Origin of the sequence: Streptomyces thermospinosisporus (assembly GCF_039526425.1) — a bacterium.
Classification (GTDB): Bacteria; Actinomycetota; Actinomycetes; order Streptomycetales; family Streptomycetaceae; genus Streptomyces; species Streptomyces thermocarboxydovorans.
On the sequence record NZ_BAAAIZ010000002.1, the window covers coordinates 1 to 18,873 of the forward strand.

Annotated in this window: 18 protein-coding genes; 13 read left to right on the forward strand and 5 right to left on the reverse strand. The window is 71.2% G+C overall.

Annotation, left to right across the window (positions count from 1 at the left end; all coding sequences use genetic code 11):
- Positions 1-187: 187 nt before the first annotated feature.
- Positions 188-1,789: a tetratricopeptide repeat protein gene (locus ABD207_RS00515; RefSeq protein ID WP_344009032.1), complete on the reverse strand. Its 1,602-nt coding sequence runs from the start codon at positions 1,787-1,789 to the stop codon at positions 188-190.
- Positions 1,790-1,892: 103 nt separating this feature from the next.
- Here ABD207_RS00515 and ABD207_RS00520 point away from each other — a divergent pair, with 103 nt between their 5' ends.
- Positions 1,893-3,308: an FAD-binding oxidoreductase gene (locus tag ABD207_RS00520; protein WP_344009034.1), complete on the forward strand. Its 1,416-nt coding sequence runs from the start codon at positions 1,893-1,895 to the stop codon at positions 3,306-3,308.
- A gap of 16 nt (positions 3,309-3,324) precedes the next feature.
- On the opposite strand, the gene ABD207_RS00525 is transcribed toward ABD207_RS00520, so the two are convergent.
- A complete protein-coding gene (locus tag ABD207_RS00525) occupies positions 3,325-3,735 on the reverse strand; it encodes an SsgA family sporulation/cell division regulator (RefSeq protein WP_344009036.1) in 411 nt (136 codons plus the stop codon).
- 233 nt (positions 3,736-3,968) lie between these two features.
- Here ABD207_RS00525 and ABD207_RS00530 point away from each other — a divergent pair, with 233 nt between their 5' ends.
- Both ABD207_RS00530 and ABD207_RS00535 read left to right on the forward strand, forming a co-directional pair.
- Positions 3,969-5,651, forward strand: coding sequence for an RDD family protein (locus ABD207_RS00530; protein ID WP_344009038.1), 1,683 nt, complete (start codon positions 3,969-3,971; stop codon positions 5,649-5,651).
- A 64-nt stretch (positions 5,652-5,715) separates the two neighbouring features.
- Positions 5,716-6,486, forward strand: a complete 771-nt coding sequence (locus ABD207_RS00535) for an RDD family protein (protein WP_344009040.1) — start codon at positions 5,716-5,718, stop codon at positions 6,484-6,486.
- Positions 6,487-6,523: 37 nt separating this feature from the next.
- Here the strand turns inward: ABD207_RS00535 and ABD207_RS00540 are convergent, their stop codons facing one another.
- Positions 6,524-6,841: a hypothetical protein gene (locus ABD207_RS00540; protein WP_344009042.1), complete on the reverse strand. Its 318-nt coding sequence runs from the start codon at positions 6,839-6,841 to the stop codon at positions 6,524-6,526.
- 413 nt (positions 6,842-7,254) lie between these two features.
- On the opposite strand from ABD207_RS00540, the gene ABD207_RS00545 reads away from it, so the two are divergent.
- Together ABD207_RS00545 and ABD207_RS00550 are read left to right on the forward strand one after the other, a co-directional pair.
- A complete protein-coding gene (locus ABD207_RS00545; RefSeq protein WP_344009044.1) occupies positions 7,255-9,606 on the forward strand; it encodes an immune inhibitor A domain-containing protein in 2,352 nt (783 codons plus the stop codon).
- A gap of 134 nt (positions 9,607-9,740) precedes the next feature.
- Positions 9,741-10,076 carry a hypothetical protein gene (locus ABD207_RS00550; protein WP_344009046.1) on the forward strand — a complete coding sequence of 112 codons (336 nt, stop codon included), beginning with the start codon at positions 9,741-9,743 and terminating at the stop codon, positions 10,074-10,076.
- 177 nt (positions 10,077-10,253) lie between these two features.
- Here the strand turns inward: ABD207_RS00550 and ABD207_RS00555 are convergent, their stop codons facing one another.
- Both ABD207_RS00555 and ABD207_RS00560 read right to left on the reverse strand, forming a co-directional pair.
- Positions 10,254-10,850 (reverse strand): nicotinamidase, encoded by a 597-nt coding sequence (locus ABD207_RS00555; protein ID WP_344009048.1) that lies wholly within the window; start codon positions 10,848-10,850, stop codon positions 10,254-10,256.
- Between the two features lie 160 nt (positions 10,851-11,010).
- Positions 11,011-12,357 (reverse strand): nicotinate phosphoribosyltransferase, encoded by a 1,347-nt coding sequence (locus tag ABD207_RS00560; RefSeq protein ID WP_344009050.1) that lies wholly within the window; start codon positions 12,355-12,357, stop codon positions 11,011-11,013.
- A gap of 138 nt (positions 12,358-12,495) precedes the next feature.
- Here ABD207_RS00560 and clpS point away from each other — a divergent pair, with 138 nt between their 5' ends.
- From clpS to ABD207_RS00600, 8 genes are all read left to right on the forward strand, one after another.
- On the forward strand, positions 12,496-12,813 hold the full coding sequence (gene clpS, locus ABD207_RS00565; protein WP_167993871.1) for an ATP-dependent Clp protease adapter ClpS: 318 nt from the start codon (positions 12,496-12,498) through the stop codon (positions 12,811-12,813).
- A gap of 12 nt (positions 12,814-12,825) precedes the next feature.
- Positions 12,826-13,428 carry a DUF2017 domain-containing protein gene (locus tag ABD207_RS00570; protein ID WP_344001587.1) on the forward strand — a complete coding sequence of 201 codons (603 nt, stop codon included), beginning with the start codon at positions 12,826-12,828 and terminating at the stop codon, positions 13,426-13,428.
- 729 nt (positions 13,429-14,157) lie between these two features.
- The gene (locus ABD207_RS00575; RefSeq protein WP_344009053.1) at positions 14,158-15,576 is read left to right on the forward strand and encodes an amino acid permease; all 1,419 of its coding nucleotides are present in this window, start codon (positions 14,158-14,160) and stop codon (positions 15,574-15,576) included.
- 155 nt (positions 15,577-15,731) lie between these two features.
- Complete coding sequence (locus ABD207_RS00580; RefSeq protein WP_344001583.1) at positions 15,732-16,154, forward strand: M67 family metallopeptidase; 423 nt, start codon at positions 15,732-15,734, stop codon at positions 16,152-16,154.
- A 111-nt stretch (positions 16,155-16,265) separates the two neighbouring features.
- Positions 16,266-16,361 carry a putative leader peptide gene (locus tag ABD207_RS00585; protein WP_344001581.1) on the forward strand — a complete coding sequence of 32 codons (96 nt, stop codon included), beginning with the start codon at positions 16,266-16,268 and terminating at the stop codon, positions 16,359-16,361.
- 94 nt (positions 16,362-16,455) lie between these two features.
- Complete coding sequence (locus tag ABD207_RS00590) at positions 16,456-16,734, forward strand: MoaD/ThiS family protein (protein ID WP_344001579.1); 279 nt, start codon at positions 16,456-16,458, stop codon at positions 16,732-16,734.
- Between the two features lie 9 nt (positions 16,735-16,743).
- A complete protein-coding gene (locus ABD207_RS00595; protein ID WP_344009055.1) occupies positions 16,744-17,694 on the forward strand; it encodes a PLP-dependent cysteine synthase family protein in 951 nt (316 codons plus the stop codon).
- 377 nt (positions 17,695-18,071) lie between these two features.
- Positions 18,072-18,824, forward strand: coding sequence for an MBL fold metallo-hydrolase (locus tag ABD207_RS00600; protein ID WP_344009057.1), 753 nt, complete (start codon positions 18,072-18,074; stop codon positions 18,822-18,824).
- Positions 18,825-18,873 lie beyond the last annotated feature (49 nt).

Below are 18,873 nucleotides of genomic sequence, written 5' to 3' on the forward strand. Positions count from 1 at the left end.
GACGGCCGGGTCCGGCCGGGCAGGGCGTGCGGCGCCGGCGGTGAACGGGCGGTCCTGACGCCGTGCCGCGCCGGCGGTCCTGACCCCGTGCCGCGCCGGCGGTCCTGACGCCGTGCCGCGCCGGCGGTCCTGACGCCGCCACCAGCGGGCGGGGCGGGCAACCACGGGGGTTGCCCGCCCCGTCGCGTCACGACACGTACGCCCCGGCCTCGACCGGCGGCTCGCCCAGCCGGGCCAGCGCCGCCCGCGCCTCGCGCACCTTCAGCGGGGAGAAGTACGGGTTGATCCGCAGCGCCTCCCGGAGATGCCGCCGCGCCGCCCCGTACTCCTCCAGCTCCCGCTCGATCATCCCCCGGTGGAAGGCGTACAGCGCGCTGCGCACCCCGCCGCCGTGCTCGCCCTCCGTCGCACGCCTCGCGAAACCGAGCGCCTCCTCGTGCTCCCCGGCCCGGTGCAGCGCCCAGCCCAGAGCATCCGCCACCGCCGTCGACGGCTGCCGCTCCCACTCCGCCCGCAGCCGCCTGACCGCCGCCCGCGGATCCCCGTGGTCCGCCTCGAACCGGCCCAGCACCAGGTTCTCGTCCACCCCGCCCGCGGCCGCCCGCCGGACCCGCTCGCGCAGCACGTCGTACTGCACGCCCGCCGCCCGCGGCATGCCCAGCGAGGCGTACAGCTCGCCCAGCTCCAGCGCGTACTCGGGCCGCGGCTGCTTCTCCAGCGCCACCCGGTAGGCGCTCAGCGCCGCCGTGGTCCGCCCCATCGCCGCCAGCACCCTGCCCTGCCCCGCCTGGGCCGCCCGCTGGTCGGGGTCGAGCCGTACCGCCTCCTGGAAGTGGTGCAGCGCCTCGGTCAGATCGCCCCGCTCCCAGGCGAGCTGCCCGGCCCGCTCCACATACGCCGCCCGCTCCGCCGGGTCGACGGTGGCCGCCGCCGCGTCGGCCAGCTGCGCCGCCGCGTCCTCCCGCCAGCCCCGGTCCCGGTACACGGCCGCCGTCACCGCCATCACCGCCGGGTCCTTGCGCAGCTTGATCAGCCGGTCCAGCAGCCGCCCCACGGTCTCGTAGTCACCGAGCCCGCCGTACGCCTCGATCAGCAGCGGGTACGTCGTCCACTGCCCCGGCTCCAGCTTCCGCGCGGCCTCGCCCCACGTGCGGGCCGCCGGGTAGTCCCGGCGGGCGTTGGCCAGGGCCGCCAGGCCGCGCAGCGCCGCCGCGTTCCGCTCCGGCCGCACCTTCAGCGAGGTCCGCAGCGCCCGCTCGGCCCGCGGGTAGGCGGACGGGTCCGCCAGCCGCCGCCCCTGCTCCACCCGGGCAGTGCCGAGCACCGCCCAGGCCCGGGCGTCCCGCGGATGCTTCCTCAGATGCCGCTCGCGCTCCTCGACGAGCACCTGCAGATCCGGCATCGAGGCCGGCACCCCGCTGGTGACCGCCGCCATCGCCCGCGCCCCCGGCGTCGGCTCCGGCGGCCCGTCGTCCCCCCACCCCAGCGGCAGCAGCACCAGCAACCCGCCGAGCACCGCACACCCGGCGACCGAGGCGTGCAGCACCCGGAGCCGGCCGGTGCGGCGGGGCTCCGGGAGCGCGCCGTCACCGGTCGGCCGGCCCTCCTGCTCGCCGCCCGGCCCGCCCTCCCGCTCGCCGCCCGGCTCGTCGTCCGATGCGCCGGGCGGGCGGGCGTCCGGCTCCCTGCCCGGCGTTCCGTCCGCCCGGGCGCCCGGCCCTTCGCCCGCCGTGCCGTTCCATGTGCCGACCGCTTCGCCCCCCGGCTTGTCGTCTGGCTTGTCCTCCATGGCGCACACTGTGCGGCACACCCCGCGCTGGTACGACGATCACACCCCGAGTGCTGCGGCTGCCGTACGCGGGGTTCACACCGATGGCCCCGGGTGCCAGGCTGTGATCATGAGCCGTATCGAAGCGCGCCGCGACGAAGACACGGTGGCGGCCGGACCCCTCGTCGACGGGCTGCTTCGCGGGCTGCCCGCCGAGGCCGTCCTCACCGACCCGGACGTCACCGCCTCCTACGCCAACGACATGGCGAGCTTCTGCCCCGCAGGCAGCCCCGCCGTGGTCGTCCTGCCGCGCACCGTCGAGCAGGTCCAGCACGTCATGCGCACCGCCACCGAGCTGCGCGTCCCGGTCGTGCCGCAGGGCGCCCGCACCGGCCTGTCCGGCGGCGCCAACGCCACCGACGGCTGCATCGTGCTGTCCCTGACCAGAATGGACCGCATCCTGGAGATCAGCCCCGTCGACCGGATCGCCGTCGTCGAACCCGGCGTCGTCAACGCCGATCTGTCCCGCGCGGTCGGCGAGCACGGCCTGTACTACCCGCCGGACCCCTCCAGCTGGGAGCAGTGCACCATCGGCGGCAACATCGGCACCGCCTCCGGCGGCCTGTGCTGCGTCAAGTACGGCGTGACGGCCGAGTACGTCCTCGGCCTCGACGTGGTGCTGGCCGACGGCCGGCTGATGTCCACCGGCCGCCGCACCGCCAAGGGGGTCGCCGGATACGACCTGACCCGGCTGTTCGTCGGCTCCGAGGGCTCCCTCGGCATCGTTGTCCGCGCGATTCTCGCCCTGCGCCCCAAGCCGCCCGAGCAGCTGGTGCTGGCCGCCGAGTTCTCCTCCGGCGCCGCCGCCTGCGACGCGGTCTGCCGGATCATGGCGGGCGGGCACGTCCCCTCGCTGCTGGAGCTGATGGACCGTACGACCGTCAAGGCGGTCAACGACCTGGCACACATGGGACTGCCGGACTCCACCGAGGCGCTGCTGCTGGCCGCGTTCGACACCACCGACCCCGCCGCCGACCTGGCCGCCGTCGGCGCGCTGTGCGAGGCGGCCGGCGCCACCCAGGTCGTCCCGGCGGACGACGCCGCCGAGTCCGAGATGCTGCTCAAGGCGCGGCGCCTGTCGCTGGTCGCCCTGGAGGCGGTCAAGGGCACCACGATGATCGACGACGTGTGCGTGCCCCGCTCCCGGCTCGGCGAACTCATCGACGGCGTCGAGCGGATCGCCGAGAAGCACGGGCTGACCATCGGCGTCGTCGCCCACGCGGGCGACGGCAACACCCACCCCACCGTGTGCTTCGACGCCCAGGACCCCGAGGAGTCCCGGCGGGCCCGCGAGTCCTTCGACGAGATCATGGCGCTCGGCCTGGAACTCGGCGGCACCATCACCGGGGAACACGGCGTGGGCGTGCTGAAGAAGGAGTGGCTGGCCCGCGAACTCGGCCCGGTGGGACTGGAGATGCAGCGGGCCGTCAAACAGGTCTTCGACCCGCTGAACATCCTCAACCCGGGCAAGCTGTTCTGACCCCGGCGCCGCCGGGTCACTGGGCCAGCAGCCCGGCCAGCCCGTCGTCCAGACCGAGCTGCTCGCCCTCGCTGCCCGGCGGCACCGCACGCAGCGTCCGCTCCAGCCAGGCCGACACCTGCGCCGTGGGGGCCTCCAGCAGGGCCTCCCCGTCGGGGGAGGCGAGCGCCATCAGCACGACGCCGTGCCCGTCCGTCTTCGACGGCCACACCCGCACGTCCCCGTGGCCGCAGGGCCGGAAGACGCCCTCGATCAGCAGGTCCCGGGCGAACGTCCACCGCACGGGAGACGCGGAGCCGATGTGGAAGGTGATGTGGACGGCGTAGGGGTCGTCGCTGCGGTAGGCGAGCCGGGCCGCCACCGGGACGCTCCGCTCCGGCGCAAGGACGAGCCGCACGTCGAGTTCGCGCTCCACCACGATGTGCATGGTGTGTGTTCCTCTCCTGTGAAAGGCACCCTTGAAGGGCTGTCGGGAGGAGAGAGCGGGCGGACGCGGAGGCATTACGCGGGTCCGGGAAACTTTTTCGCGGTGCGTCACCGGGGAGTACCACAACCGTGCCCCGAAGGGGTGGGTCCGGTGGGACGGGCCCAGGTACTTGCGCGGGTCTGATAGATGTGGAGCCCCCCGACCCACCCCCGAGCAGATACGGGACGACGGACATGAGCGCCCCAACCCCGGCACCAGGCGACGACAAGCCCCGCGCAGGGTACTACCCGGATCCGTCCATTCCCGGATACGTCCGGTACTGGAACGGATCCTCGTGGGTCCCGGGCACCAGCCGCCCGGCACCCGCGAACGGGGAGTCGCTGGCACCGCCGCCCGGTGTGGTGCCCTCCGTGGAGGAGACCGGGCCGCACTTCTTCGACGAGGACCCGGTCGAGGAGCAGTCCAGTACTGCCCCCGCTGCCGATTCCCAGCACGGCAACCGCCCCGAGCCCGCCTCCGCCTGGACCGCCGACCGCTCCCGCCAGTCCGGCTTCGGCGGCGACCGGGACCAGAAGGTCTCCTGGGGCACGGACCCGAGGGTGCCGCACACCCCGGGCCCGCGAAACGACCCCGAGCAGGGCGCGGCGGGCGGCGCGGGCACGACCAGTGCAACCGGCGCAACCGGCGCAACCGGCGCAACCGGCGCAACCGGCGCAACCGGCGCGCCCGGCACGTCCGGTGCGGACGCGAGCGGCTCTGCTCGGGGCACCTCCGACGCGGCCGCGGTGAAGCCCGCCGGGACCGCGGGCTCCACGGGCTCCACGGGCGCCAAGGGGACCACGGCCGCCGCAGGAACGGCCGGCGCCGCAAGCTCGTCCGAGCCGCAGGACTCCGCAGCCGGGGGCAACACCTTCGTCTTCCGCAAGCCGAAACCGGGGTCCGCCGCTGCTTCGGACGCCGGCGACGACGACCCGGGCACGATGACCTTCCGCGCGGTCTCCCCGCGCCGCACCGGGAAGACGGGCGCCGCCGCTTCCGGCGGCACGTCCGCCGCCCCCACCGCCCTGTCCGGCCCTCAGCAGGCGTCCGCTTCCTCGGCCTCCGCCACTCCCGGGAGCGCCTCCGCCGTGCCCCCGCAGGCCGGTGGCGCCGCCCCGCAGGCCGCCGGCCGTACGGCCCCGGGCGCCGCGGGCACCGCCCCTCAGCCGGGCACCGCCGCCCCCGCGACCCCTGCCGCTCCCGCCGCCCCGAACCCCGCCGTACCGCCGCAGGCCGCCGCTCCCGGTGCCGCGCCGCTGACCAGCGGTCCCGGTGGCGGGCAGGCCTCGTGGGCGCAGCAGGTGCACCGGCTGGCGGGCGGGGAGGAACCGCCGGTCGTGCCGTGGAAGCCACCGGTGGAGGACCCCTTCCAGGCCGCCGCGCGGCGCCAGGCGTCCGCCCGTCCCGCCGGGCTCGGCAAGCGGCTCGTGGCCCGGCTGCTGGACACCCTCGTCGTCGGCGCCCTCACCTCGGTGGCCGCCGTACCGCTCGGCATCAAGGCCGTCGACCACATCAACGCGAAGATCGACGCGGCCAAGCTCTCCGGCGAGACCGTCACGGTGTGGCTGATCGACGGCACGACCTCGGTCCACCTCGGCATCGTCCTCGCCGTCCTGCTGGTCGCCGGGGTGCTCACCGAGGTGCTGCCCACCGTCACATGGGGCCGCACCCTGGGCAAGAAGCTGCTGGGCCTGGAGGTCCGGGACATCGAGGCGCACGAGACACCGGAGTTCGGCGCGGCCCTGCGCCGCTGGCTGGTCTACTGCGTCCCCGGGCTGCTGGTCGTGGGGGTGATCGGTGTGCTGTGGTGCCTGTTCGACAAGCCGTGGCGGCAGTGCTGGCACGACAAGGCGGCCCATACCTTCGTGGCGGGCTGACGGCGGTACTCCGGACGGCGGCTCGCCGGATGCACGGGGCGGGGGAGTGCGGTCCACTCGGGCCATGAGCACCGAACCGCCCCACGGCTCCGGTCAGTCCGACGACGACCCGTTCAAGAAGCAGCCCCCGCCGGGTGAGGGCCCCGGGCAGCCTCCGGGATCGGGCTCTCCCTCCGGCTCCCCGTACGGCGACGAGCCTCCGCCGTACCCCGGCGGCGGTGGCGGCGACCCCTACGGTTCGGGCGGCGGCAGCCCGTACGGCCCCGGCGGCGGTGGTGGCCCCTACGGCGGCGGAGGCCCAGGAGGTCCGGGCGGACCCGGAGGGCCGGGAGGCCCCGGCAGTCCCTACGGCACGGGTCCGGGCGGTCGCGGCGACCCGCTCGCCGGCATGCCCCCGCTCGCCGACAGCGCCAAGCGCACCCTCGCCCGCATCATCGACATGATCCTGGTCGGCGTGGTGGTCTGGCTGCTCTCCTGGGCGTTCAACTTCAACCAGTACCAGTGGGACAGCGACCAGGTGGAGGTCGGCAACACCCTCGGGCAGTCCGTCATCGGCGCCGTCCTGTACATCGCCTACGACACCGTGCTGACCGCCCGCAACGGGCAGACCCTCGGCAAGCAGCTGCTGCACATGCGCGTGGCGAACCTCAACGACGGGGCCACCCCCTCGACGCAGACCTCCCTCATCCGCGCCGCGGTGCTCTGGCTGCCGTTCGCCTTCTGCTGCGCCTGCGTGTGGACCGCGATCGCGGGCGGCTGGAGCTTCTTCGACCGCCCCTACAAGCAGGGCCTGCACGACAAGGCGGCCAAGACCGTGGTGGTCAGCACGCGTTGACCCTCGGATCCCCAGCGGGCCGCGGCAGAGGCAGGGCTCAGGACGCCGCCCGCTCCCGTACGGGTTCGCGCACGCTCTCGCGGACCGGAGCGGGGACCGTGGCCCGTACCGGCTCCGCGGACGCGGCCGGTGCCGGACGGGCGGGGGCGGGGCGTACCACCGAGAGCCGACGGGTGCGGCGGGCGCCCGGAGCCTTCACCGCCACCAGCAGTCCGAGGGCGAGAGCCGCGACGGCGACGGCCGCCGTCCCGGCCGCGGAACTGGTCCGGGACGCCAGCAGCAGGGCGAGGGTGGACAGGACCACGGTGCACGAACCGTAGGCGAACTGAGCGACAGTCGGACGGGGCATGGCCATCGTGTCCTCGAAGTCGGGGGCTGTCGGCCTGGCATTCCGCCGGCTCAAATGGCGTTCCGCCAAGCGACTCTAACCGCGAGCGTGCCCGAGCGGAACGGACAGTAAGCGTGACCTAACCGACAGGGTCGGTGCACGGGGGGCGCACGGAGTCATGGTGTCCGCACAGTGGACAGACGCATGCGCCGGTGTCACATGCAACCCGGTTCGGACTGTGATGCGTTGACCTCTGCTGTCCGTTAAGCGAACATCGGCTTCTGCATAATGCACTTGACTTGTCCAAGTCAAGGTCTGTCTTTTCTGGCGAACCTCTAGTCAAATGTCGTCACTTGACTACACGCGTTGATCACGCGTGCGTGGATCTTGCACCGCATCTGCCCCCCATCCGCGCACGCGCACGCGGGGGAGGAACTCAAGTGACCAGTAGACCCTGGACGTTCAGAGCGGCGGCCACCGCTGTCGCGCTCGCGACGGCCACTGCCACGCTGTCGGCCGCCGGCATCGCGCAGGCGGACTCGCCGGCCCGGCCGCAGACCGTGGACCGTCACGACCCGCACCCTGCGAAGGGCACGGACTCGCACGATCTCAAGGGCCCCCTGAGCGACACTCAGGCCGCCCAGCGCGAGGAGGCCCTGCATCAGGTCCTCTCCGGCAAGGCTTCGGTGAAGAAGCGCGACGGTTCGAAGGTCGTCCAGCTCAAGAGCAAGAAGGGTGACAGCAAGTACGTCGAGCTCGGCCGGGAGAAGACCGACAAGATCTTCACCATCCTGGTGGAGTTCGGGGACCAGATAGACAGCCGCTACGGCGGCACCCCCGGTCCCCTGCACAACCAGATAGCCAAGCCGGACCGCACCAAGGACAACTCCACGGCCTGGCGCGAGGACTACAACCAGCAGTACTTCGAGGATCTGTACTTCGGCCACGGCAAGGGCGTCGACTCGGTCAAGACGTACTACGAGAAGCAGTCCTCCGGCCGCTACTCGGTCGACGGCGAGGTCTCCGACTGGGTCAAGGTCCCCTACAACGAGGCCCGTTACGGCAACAACGCCTGCGGCGACAGCAACTGCCCGAGCGTGTGGAACGTCGTCAGCGACGGTCTGAACGCCTGGGTGGAGCAGCAGAAGAAGGCCGGCCGCACCGACGCCCAGATCAAGGCGGACGTCGCCCGCTACGACGAGTGGGACCGCTACGACTACGACGGCGACGGCGACTTCAACGAGCCCGACGGCTACATCGACCACTTCCAGATCGTGCACGCCGGTGAGGACGAGTCCGCCGGCGGCGGCGTCCAGGGCGAGGACGCGATCTGGGCCCACCGCTGGTACGCCTTCGGCACCGACGCCGGCGCCACCGGCCCCGACTTCAACAAGCTCGGCGGCGCGAAGATCGGCGACACCGGCATCTGGGTCGGCGACTACACCATCCAGCCGGAGAACGGCGGACTCGGCGTCTTCGCCCACGAGTACGGCCACGACCTCGGTCTGCCGGACCTCTACGACACCGCGGGCGGCGAGAACGGCACCGGCTTCTGGACGCTGATGTCGTCCGGCTCCTGGCTCGGCACGGGCAAGAAGGAGATCGGTGACCTCCCCGGCGACATGACCGCCTGGGACAAGCTGCAGCTGGGCTGGCTGAACTACGACACCGCCAAGGCCGGGGTCAACTCCTGGCACAAGCTGGGCGTTGCCGAGTACAACACCAAGCACAAGCAGGCGCTGGTGGTGAACCTTCCCAGGAAGGCCGTCACCACCGAGATCATCGAGCCGGCCGAGGGCAAGACCCAGTGGTGGTCCGGCAGCGGTGACGACCTGCGCAACACGCTGACCCGTTCGGTGGACCTCACCGGCAAGTCCAAGGCCGAGCTGACCTTCGACGGCTGGTACGACATCGAGGCCAACTACGACTACCTCTACACCGAGGTGTCGACCGACGGCGGCGCCAACTGGACCGCGATCGACGGCACGGTGGACGGCCGGCCGATCCCGCGCGACGGCAGCGACAAGCCCGCGCTGCACGGCACGCTCGACGGCTACAAGAAGTTCGCGTTCAGCCTGGACGCCTACGTCGGCCAGAAGATCGACCTGCGTTTCCGCTACCAGACCGACGGCGGCGTGGCCCAGAAGGGCTTCACGGCCGACGCGATCTCGGTGACCGCGGACGGCGAGGCGGTGTTCACCGACAACGCCGAGACCGCGGACGACGCCTGGAAGGCCAACGGCTTCACCCGCGTCGGCGCGTCCTTCACCAAGGACTACGAGCAGTACTACATCGCCGAGAACCGGCAGTACGTCTCCTACGACAAGACCCTCAAGGTCGGCCCGTACAACTTCGGCTTCACCTCCCGCCCGGACTGGGTCGAGCACTTCGCGTACCAGAACGGTCTGCTGATCTGGAAGTGGGACACCTCCCAGCAGGACAACAACACCAGCCAGCACCCCGGCACCGGTCTGATCCTGCCGATCGACTCCCACCCGGACGCGCTGAAGTGGACCGACGGCACGCTGATGCGCAACCGCATCCAGACCTACGACGCCACGTTCAGCAAGTTCCGCACCGACGGGATGACGCTGCACAAGGCGGACGTGGCGAAGTGGATCCCGGGCTCGAAGGGCGTCTCGGTCTTCAACGACCGGAAGAACGACTACTACGACGAGGCGAACCCGACGGGCAGCGTCAAGATCACTGACACCAACACGAAGATCAAGATCCTGAAGGAGGCGAAGGACGGCTCGACGATCGAGCTCGAGGTCGCTCCTGCGGGCAGGTAAACAGCATCTGCCCAGGTCAGAGCGTGATCGGCGGTGACCCCCTGGCGGGTCACCGCCGATCCGTGTTTAGGTGCGTCCTGTGGTTCTCTTATTGACACACGGATCGACACCGGCTGACACGGGGGTATGACCAGATGGCCGCAGGAGGTTTCTGCAAGCTGCCGAACGGCACGGTGGTCGTGGCACTGAACCTGCCCAGCCCCGCCGCCGAGGCACCGTCCGGGGTGCGTGTGCTCGTGCACGCCCAGAACCGGGCGCGCGCCCTGACCAGGCTGCGCAACCTGGGGCTGCGGGCGATCTACCTCCGGGGCAATGCGGCCCCGCCCACGCCGGACGAGATCACCGCGGTCCTGCACCACCCCGACGGCCTCATATGGCGCACGGCCCCCACGTCCGACCTCTCGGCCGACCTCACCGTGGAGCTGTGGCATCCCATCCGCGCGCTGCTCAGACGGACACCGCAGACGTGACAGCGGGCGTCCCCCGCCCGACTGCGGGCATTCGTGCCGCCTGGGGCGATGGGGGTCCCCCCGCTCGAGCGCAGCCGAGAGTGGGGGAGGCACCCCCTCCAGCGGGGCCAGCGCAAATCCACCCCCGGCCGGCACCCACGCCGGATGCCTGCACGAATGCCCGCAGTAGCGCTGGGACTACTGAGCGGAGTGGACGACCGGCTTGCCGATGAGTTCGACGCCGGCCTGGCGGAGTTCCTCCAAAGCACGTTCGGTCGTCTCGCGGGAGACGCCCGCGGTGAGGTCGAGGAGGACGCGGGTGCGGAAGCCCTCCTTCACGGCGTCCAGGGCGGTGGCGCGGACGCAGTGGTCCGTGGCGATGCCGACGATGTCGACCTCGTCGATCCCCCGCTCGCGGAGCCAGTCCGCCAGCTTCACGCCGTTCTCGTCGGTGCCCTCGAAGCCGCTGTAGGCCGCCGAGTAGGCACCCTTGTCGAAGACGGCGTCGACGGAGCCGGAGGCCACCGCCGGGGCGAAGTTCGGGTGGAAGCCGACTCCCTCGGTCCCGGCGACGCAGTGGGCGGGCCAGGAGTGGACGTAGTCCGGGTTGTCGGCGAAGTGTCCTCCGGGGGCGATGTGGTGGTCCCTGGTGGCCACCACGTGCCGGTAGCCGGCCGGTGCCTGCCCGATCAGCTCGGTGATCGCGGCAGCCACCTCCGCCCCACCGGCCACGGCGAGGCTGCCCCCTTCACAGAAGTCGTTCTGCACATCGACGACGATCAAGGCGCGGCGCATGGTCGGAGTCCTTCGACTATGGGGTCGGGTGAGAAGCGGGCCCGGCCGGTGAACTTCCGAGCCTATTGAATGACGGACGGCACTGACAGGGCCCCGGCAGACCGGACAGATGCTGTTGGTTCAGACCGGGCATGCAGGGCCCCGGCAGACCGGACACCTCCTAGTTACCCGAGCCTGACTTGACGTACTCCGTCGGAATGACGGGTTCCCCTCGGGAGAGCTGTGTAGCGGAGAGCGGAAGCCCTGCCTTGGCCGCCGCGTGCCGGTCACGGGCGGTGTCCAGCGGCTCGCGGGCGAGCACCTCACCGCCCTTGATCAGCTGCACCAGCAGCTGCCGGTCGGCCAGCTCGTCCGGCACGGGACCGGTGCCGATCACCTCGGCCTCGGCCACGCCCTCCTCGTCCAGCCGCCGCGCGGCCCACTTGCGGCCGCCGATGGACGTCTTGCCGCCCACCGACTTCTTCGCCACCGGCACCAGCGGCGCCTGCGGGTCGGAGGACTCGGCCCGGGCGACCAGCTTGTAGACCATGGAGCAGGTCGGGTGCCCGGAGCCGGTGACCAGCCGGGTGCCGACGCCGTATCCGTCCACCGGCGCCGCCGCCAGCGAGGCGATGGCGTACTCGTCCAGGTCCGACGTCACGATGATCTTCGTGTTCTTCGCCCCCAGCTCGTCCAGCTGCTGGCGCACCCGGTGCGCGATCAGCAGCAGGTCGCCGGAGTCGATGCGCACCGCGCCCAGCTCCGGCCCCGCGATCTCCACCGCCGTGCGGACCGCCTCGGCGACGTTGTACGTGTCCACCAGCAGCGTGGTGCCCCGGCCGAGGCTGTCGACCTGGGCCCGGAAGGCGTCCCGCTCGGTGTCGTGCAGCAGCGTGAAGGCGTGCGCCGAGGTGCCGACGGTGGGGATGTTGTAGCGGAAGCCCGCCGCCAGGTCGGAGGTGGAGGCGAAGCCCCCGATGTACGCGGCGCGCGAGGCGGCCACCGCCGCCAGTTCGTGGGTGCGCCGCGCGCCCATCTCGATCAGCGGCCGGTCACCGGCGGCCGAGGACATCCGGGAGGCCGCCGCGGCGATCGCCGAGTCGTGGTTGAGGATGGACAGGATCACCGTCTCCAGCAGCACGCACTCGGCGAAGCTGCCCTCGACCCGCAGGATCGGCGAGCCCGGGAAGTACACCTCGCCCTCCGGGTAGCCGTAGACGTCACCCGAGAAGCGGTACGACGCGAGCCAGCGCAGCGTCTCCTCGTCGACGATCCGGCGCTCGCGCAGGAACTCCAGCACGCCCTCGTCGAACCGGAAGTTCTCCAGCGCGTCCAGCACCCGCCCGGTGCCGGCCACCACGCCGTAGCGCCGGCCCTCCGGCAGCCGCCGGGTGAACACCTCGAAGACGCTGCGCCGGTCGGCCGTACCGCCCTTCAGCGCGGCCTGCAGCATGGTCAGCTCGTAGTGGTCCGTGAAGAGGGCCGTCGAGGGAACTTCCACCGGCAGCCCGAGATCCGCAACGCCCACTCCGAATACTCCTGGTTCGTCTCGCAGGGCACCCCACCCCGTAAGCGGCCGGGGTCCGGGGACCGTCCCCGGAAGATCCGTCACGCACGATGGTACTCCCTTTTCGTCGGTGTGACGATTTCTGGGAGGCGTGGCAGCATGGGCAGTGTGACGTCACCCGCACCGTTGGAGATCGAACGCACCGAGTCGGCGGAGGAGAGCTTCGCCGTACCCGAGCCGGACGTCCCCTGGGTCACGATCGTCCACAATGACCCGGTCAACCTCATGAGCTATGTGACGTACGTCTTCCAGACGTACTTCGGCTACTCCAAGGACAAGGCCACCAAGCTCATGCTCGACGTCCATCACAAGGGCCGCGCGGTCGTGTCGAGCGGCACCCGCGAGGAGATGGAGCGGGACGTCCAGGCCATGCACGGCTACGGTCTGTGGGCCACCCTCCAACAGGACCGGAAGTAGCGAATCGCCTCCATGCCAGGACACTTCGAACCGCTCCCCGGCGGCGGCGCGGCCGTCGCGCTCGACGAGGTCGAGATCTCCATCATCCGGTCCCTGGCCGTGCAGCTGATGGAGCTGATCGGCCCAGGCCCCGCCGATGACGCCCCGGCCGACCCGCTCGCCGAGCTGTTCTCCGACGGCCCCAGCGAACCCCCCGCCGACCCGGTGCTGCGCCGCCTCTTCCCGGACGCCTACTGCGACCCGGAGGGCTCCGCCTCCCCGGAGCAGGCCGAGGAGCAGCGGGCGTACTCCGCCGAGTTCCGCCGCTACACCGAGAACGACCTGCGGGCCGGCAAGCGCGAGAACGCCCTCGCGGTGATCCGGTCCCTGGACGCCCTCGCCGCGGCCGGCGAGGGCGTGGCGGTGCTCAAGCTGTCGCCGGAGGAGTCCAAGCAGTGGCTCGGCGCGCTGAACGATCTGCGCCTGGCGATCGGCGCCCGCCTCCAGATCGACGACGAGGACGACACCGAGGTCCTCTACCGTCTCCCGGACGACGACCCGCGCAAGCCGATGGTGATGGCCTACCTCTGGCTCGGCGGACTCCAGGAGACGCTCGTCTCGACGCTGATGCCGTGAGCTCCCGCCCGCTTCCGCTCGCGCTGATGCCGTGAGCTCCCGCGCGCTTCCGCTCGCTTCCGCTCGCTTCCGCTCGCGCTGATGCCGTGAGCTCCCGCGCGCTTCCGCTCGCTTCCGCTCGCGCTGATGCCGTGAGCTCCCGCGCGCTTCCGCTCGCTTCCGCTCGCGCTGATGCCGTGAGCTCCCGCGCGCTCCCGCTCGCGCTCGCGCTGATGCCGTGAGCGCCCGCACGCTCCCGCTCGCGCTCGCGCTGATGCCGTGAGCGCCCGCACGCTCCCGCTCGCGCTCGCGCTGATGCCGTGAGCGCCCGCACGCTCCCGCTCGCGCTGACGCGGTGAACGCCGCGCATCCGCGCCCTTCCACGCCCGGAATCGACCGGGAAAGTCCGGACATCTCCGCTGACGCGTTCGCTCAGAGGATGCTCAAATCCGATTAACGATCGGGTCAAAAGATCCGCCTCGTATGGGTCCGTGGGGCGCGCTTTGTCCGGTTCTTGCCGTGGCGTGCGCCACAATCCACCCAGTGATCAATGGTGCGGCCGTGATAAATCTTCACGACCGCCCGCCGAACACCACCCGAATGTTCGGACGGGTGCGCCACCGGTCGGTCACCACCGGCCAGGCATCGAGCGGAATCTCGCGGTCCGCTCAGCTCCATCAGTCCGGGGGGATCGAGACCCGATCCGCGGCCGACCTGCGGCCCGGGTCGGCATGGAGAAAGGCGCACGACATGACCTCTGCGAAGGTCACCCAGACCCCTGAAGAGGGATACGAACGAGGGCTCGGCAGCCGCCAGGTCCAGATGATCGCGATCGGCGGCGCCATCGGCGTCGGCCTGTTCATGGGCGCCGGCGCGAACATCGCCAAGGCCGGCCCCAGCATCGTCCTCATGTACGCCCTCGCGGGCGTCGTCATCTTCTTCATCATGCGGGCCCTGGGCGAACTGCTCCTCTACCGGCCCGTCTCCGGCTCCTTCGCCGAGTACGCCCGAGAGTTCCTCGGCCCGTTCTTCGGGTTCGTCACGGGCTGGACCTACTGGCTGATGTGGGTGGTCACCGGCATGGCCGAGCTCACGGCCGCCGCGATCTACATCCACTTCTGGTTCCCGGAGATCCCGCAGTGGGTCAGCGCCCTGGTCTTCCTCGTGGTGCTGTTCGGCGTCAACCTGATCTCCGTCAAGATCTTCGGCGAGGTCGAGTTCTGGTTCTCGATGATCAAGGTCACCGCGATCATCGGCATGATCGTGATCGGCCTCGGCGTGCTCACCCTCGGCTTCTCCGACGCCGGTGACACCGCCGCCGTCTCCAACCTCTGGTCGCACGACGGCTTCTTCCCCAACGGCATCGGCTCCAGCCTGATGACCCTCCAGGGCGTCATGTTCGCCTACCTCGCCGTCGAGCTGGTCGGCGTCACCGCGGGCGAGTCCGAGAACCCCGAGAAGACCCTGCCCAAGGCCATCAACACCCTGCCCTGGCGCATCATCGTCTTCTACGTCGGCGCCCTGCTGGTGATCCTCTCCGTGGTCAAGTGGACCGAGTTCTCCGCCGGCGAGAGCCCCTTCGTGCACGCCTTCGGCAAGATCGGCATCCCGCTCGCCGCCGGCATCGTGAACTTCGTGGTGCTCACCGCGGCCCTGTCGTCCTGCAACTCGGGCATGTACTCCACCGGCCGGATGCTGCGCGACCTGGCCGCCAACAGCGAAGCCCCGCAGGCCTTCTCCAAGCTCAACGCCCGCAAGACGCCCGCCGTCGGTATCACGGTCTCCGTGGCGCTCATGGGCATCGGCGTGATCCTCAACTACGTGGTGCCGGAGAAGGCGTTCCTCTACGTCACCTCCGTCGCCACCGCGGCCGGCATCTGGACCTGGATGATGATCCTCATCAGCCACATCCGCTATCGCGCCGGGGTCGACGCCGGGCGGCTGCCCGCCTCCCCCTTCCCGGCCCCCGGCGGTTCGCTGTTCAGCTGGGTCGCCCTGCTCTTCCTGATCGGCGTGACCGGCATGATCGCCTACGACAAGGACGCGCGGATCTGCCTCTACGTGGCGGCCGGCTGGGCCGTGGCCCTGGCCGCCGGCTGGGCGATCATGAAGAACCGCAACCCGCACATCGCCGAGCGCCGCGAGCCGGAGCTCGAGAAGATCGGCTGACCGGGCACGCGGGTTCCGCGGGTTCTTCGAAGGGACGCCCGCCGGCAGGGAGTTCTCGTGGCACCCCCTGCCGCCGCCGCTCCGGGCGTCCAGCATCCGGGCCGCCCCGTACCACTCCTCGGTACGGGGCGGCCCGTCCGCTTATCCTGAGCCCCATGCTGACCATCACCCAGGCTCTGTACGACAAGATCGTCGCCCATGCCCGCGCCGACCACCCCGACGAGGCGTGCGGCGTCGTCGCGGGGCCGGTGGGCTCCGGCCGCCCCGAGCGCTTCATCCCGATGCTGAACGCGGCCCGCTCGCCCACGTTCTACGAGTTCGACTCCCAGGACCTGCTGAAGCTGTACCGGGAGATGGACGACAACGACGAGGAGCCGGTGGTCATCTACCACTCCCACACCGCCACCGAGGCCTACCCCTCCCGCACCGACATCTCCTACGCGAACGAGCCGAACGCCCACTACGTGCTCGTCTCCACCGCCGACACCGACGGCGCCGGCGAGTTCCAGTTCCGCTCGTTCCGCATCGTGGAGGGCGAGGTCACGGAGGAGGAGGTCAAGGTCGTCGAGTCGTACTGAGCCCGCCCCGGCCGGCCCGCCGACCTGGCATGTTCCGAATGGCGGATGAAAGCTGTCCGAAGAGTGAGATCACACTCCGGGGGTCCGGCCGGGAATCGATACGATGACCGCATGGTTCTTCTCGACGTGAGCGAAACGGCGCCGGGCACTCTGCTCGTGGCGCGGCTGCACGTCGACCTGTGCAGGCTGAACAGCGCCATCTGTTGACCCGCCCCCGCCGCCGCACGGGCCAGTCAGCCGCGGCGGCCGCGTCGCGCGCCCACACGAGCCAGACCACCCCTTCCGACAGGAGCCCTCCACCATGGCCATCGAGGTCCGCATCCCGACCATCCTCCGCCAGTACACCGACGGCCAGAAGACGGTGGAGGGGACCGGGAACACCCTCGCCGAGCTCTTCGCCGACCTCGAGACCCGGCATCCGGGCATCCAGGCCCGCATCGTGGACGGCGACCAGCTGCGCCGCTTCGTCAACGTCTACCTCAACGACGAGGACGTGCGCTTCCTCGACGGCATCGAGACCAAGGTCAGCGACGGCGACAACGTCACGATCCTGCCGGCCGTGGCCGGCGGGATGGCCTGAGCAGCGGCCATGCGCTACGACTCGCCGCTGGCCGCGGTGGGCAACACCCCGCTGGTGCGCCTGCCGCGGCTCTCGCCGTCCGCCGACGTCCGGATCTGGGCCAAGCTGGAGGACCGCAACCCCACCGGCTCCATCAAGGACCGCCCCGCGCTGTACATGATCGAGCAGGCGGAGAAGGACGGCCGGCTCACGCCCGGCTGCACCATCCTCGAGCCGACCTCCGGCAACACCGGCATCTCGCTGGCCATGGCCGCGAAGCTCAAGGGCTACCGCATGGTGTGCGTGATGCCCGAGAACACCTCGCAGGAGCGCCGGGAACTGCTCGCCATGTGGGGCGCGGAGATCATCTCCTCCCCGGCCGCGGGCGGCTCCAACACCGCCGTACGCGTCGCCAAGGAGCTGGCCGCCGAGCACCCGGACTGGGTGATGCTCTACCAGTACGGCAACCCCGACAACGCGGGCGCGCACTACGCCACCACCGGCCCGGAGATCCTCGCCGACCTCCCGTCCATCACCCACTTCGTCGCCGGCCTCGGCACCACGGGCACCCTCATGGGCGTCGGCCGCTATCTGCGCGAGCACAAGCCCGATGTGAAGATCGTCGCCGCCGAGCCCCGCTACGACGACCTGGTCTACGGCCTGCGCAACCTCGACGAGGGCTTCGTCCCCGAGCTGTACGACGCGTCCGTGCTGACCAGCCGCTACTCGGTCGGCTCCGCCGACGCGGTCACCCGCACCCGCGAACTCCTCCGCCAGGAGGGCATCTTCGCGGGCGTCTCCACCGGGGCCGCCCTGCACGCGGCGATCGGCGTGGCCAGGAAGGCACAGAAGGCCGGCGAGAGCGCCGACGTCGTCTTCGTCGTCGCCGACGGCGGCTGGAAGTACCTCTCCACCGGCGTCTACACCGCGGCCACCACCGAGGAAGCCATCGAAACCCTCCAGGGCCAGCTCTGGGCCTGACCCCCGCCCCCACACCGGGCTCCGGCCCAGCAGCGGTCCACGACAGCAGCCCGCGCAGCACCTGATCACCTGCGCGGGCTGCTGTTCTGCTTTCCGGGCCGGCTCTTCTCCCTGCGTTACCCGCGACCCGCGTGCGCCGGCGCTCCGGACGTGCGGACCGGAAGGTGGAGGGGGAGGGTGGAGGGAAGCCGGTGTGTCCGCCGCCGGGCGCCCGGCACGTGCCTCGCACGCCCCGCTTCCAGCCGAACCGGTGACAGCTCAGGTGAGTTCGCCCACAACGGCCACTGGTGGAGGAGCGACCGAAGGTTTTGCGCCTTACGCTCGACAAACCGCACGACCCCCGTGTCTCCATATCCGCCAGCGGAGGTTTCTGCTTCATGAAGCTCACCGTCGTCGGCTGCTCGGGGTCGTTCCCGTCCGCGGAATCGGCCTGCTCGAGCTACCTCGTCGAGGCCGACGGCTTCCGGCTGCTCCTCGACATGGGCAATGGCGCCCTTGGCGAGCTGCAGCGCCACTGCGGTCTCTACGACCTCGACGCGATCTTCCTCAGCCATCTGCACGCCGACCACTGCATCGACATGTGCGCCTACTTCGTGGCGCGCTACTACCGGCACGACGGAGGCCGCTGCGCCCCCCTGCCCGTCTACGGTCCCGAGGGCACCGAGCACCGGCTGACCACCGCCTACGGGGACACCCCGTCGGCCTCCTCGATGAGCGAGGTCTTCGACTTCCACACGGTCAAGCCGTCCACCTTCGAGATCGGCCCGTTCACCGTGCACACCGAGCGCGTGGCCCACCCGGTGGAGGCGTACGCCATCCGCGTCGAGCACGACGGGAGGTCGCTTGTGTACTCCGGCGACACAGGAGTGAGCCCGGCGCTGGAGGAGCTGGCCCGGGACGCCGATCTCTTCCTGTGCGAGGCCGCCTTCACGCACGGCAAGGAGAGCATCCCGGACCTGCACCTCAACGGCCGCGAGGCCGGTGAGACCGCGGCCCGCGCGGGGGCCCGCCGCCTGGTCCTCACCCACATCCCCCCGTGGACCGACCCCCAGATCAACCTCGCCGACGCCCGCGCGGTCTACGACGGCCCGGTGGAACTCGCGGCGCCCGGCACGACGTACGAGCTCTGAAGCAGCACCGCCTCATCGATCGGGGGCAGCACCGCCCGGCACGACGCAG

Excerpts from the sequence above, each read along its gene's own strand:
- ABD207_RS00515 (WP_344009032.1), bottom strand. The coding sequence starts at position 1,789 with ATGGAGGACAAGCCAGACGACAAGCCGGGGGGCGAAGCGGTCGGCACA.
- ABD207_RS00525 (WP_344009036.1), bottom strand. The coding sequence starts at position 3,735 with ATGCACATCGTGGTGGAGCGCGAACTCGACGTGCGGCTCGTCCTTGCG.
- ABD207_RS00530 (WP_344009038.1), top strand. The coding sequence starts at position 3,969 with ATGAGCGCCCCAACCCCGGCACCAGGCGACGACAAGCCCCGCGCAGGG.
- ABD207_RS00535 (WP_344009040.1), top strand. The coding sequence starts at position 5,716 with ATGAGCACCGAACCGCCCCACGGCTCCGGTCAGTCCGACGACGACCCG.
- ABD207_RS00540 (WP_344009042.1), bottom strand. The coding sequence starts at position 6,841 with ATGGCCATGCCCCGTCCGACTGTCGCTCAGTTCGCCTACGGTTCGTGC.
- ABD207_RS00550 (WP_344009046.1), top strand. The coding sequence starts at position 9,741 with ATGGCCGCAGGAGGTTTCTGCAAGCTGCCGAACGGCACGGTGGTCGTG.
- ABD207_RS00555 (WP_344009048.1), bottom strand. The coding sequence starts at position 10,850 with ATGCGCCGCGCCTTGATCGTCGTCGATGTGCAGAACGACTTCTGTGAA.
- clpS (WP_167993871.1), top strand. The coding sequence starts at position 12,496 with ATGGGCAGTGTGACGTCACCCGCACCGTTGGAGATCGAACGCACCGAG.
- ABD207_RS00570 (WP_344001587.1), top strand. The coding sequence starts at position 12,826 with ATGCCAGGACACTTCGAACCGCTCCCCGGCGGCGGCGCGGCCGTCGCG.
- ABD207_RS00575 (WP_344009053.1), top strand. The coding sequence starts at position 14,158 with ATGACCTCTGCGAAGGTCACCCAGACCCCTGAAGAGGGATACGAACGA.
- ABD207_RS00580 (WP_344001583.1), top strand. The coding sequence starts at position 15,732 with ATGCTGACCATCACCCAGGCTCTGTACGACAAGATCGTCGCCCATGCC.
- ABD207_RS00585 (WP_344001581.1), top strand. The coding sequence starts at position 16,266 with ATGGTTCTTCTCGACGTGAGCGAAACGGCGCCGGGCACTCTGCTCGTG.
- ABD207_RS00590 (WP_344001579.1), top strand. The coding sequence starts at position 16,456 with ATGGCCATCGAGGTCCGCATCCCGACCATCCTCCGCCAGTACACCGAC.
- ABD207_RS00595 (WP_344009055.1), top strand. The coding sequence starts at position 16,744 with ATGCGCTACGACTCGCCGCTGGCCGCGGTGGGCAACACCCCGCTGGTG.
- ABD207_RS00600 (WP_344009057.1), top strand. The coding sequence starts at position 18,072 with ATGAAGCTCACCGTCGTCGGCTGCTCGGGGTCGTTCCCGTCCGCGGAA.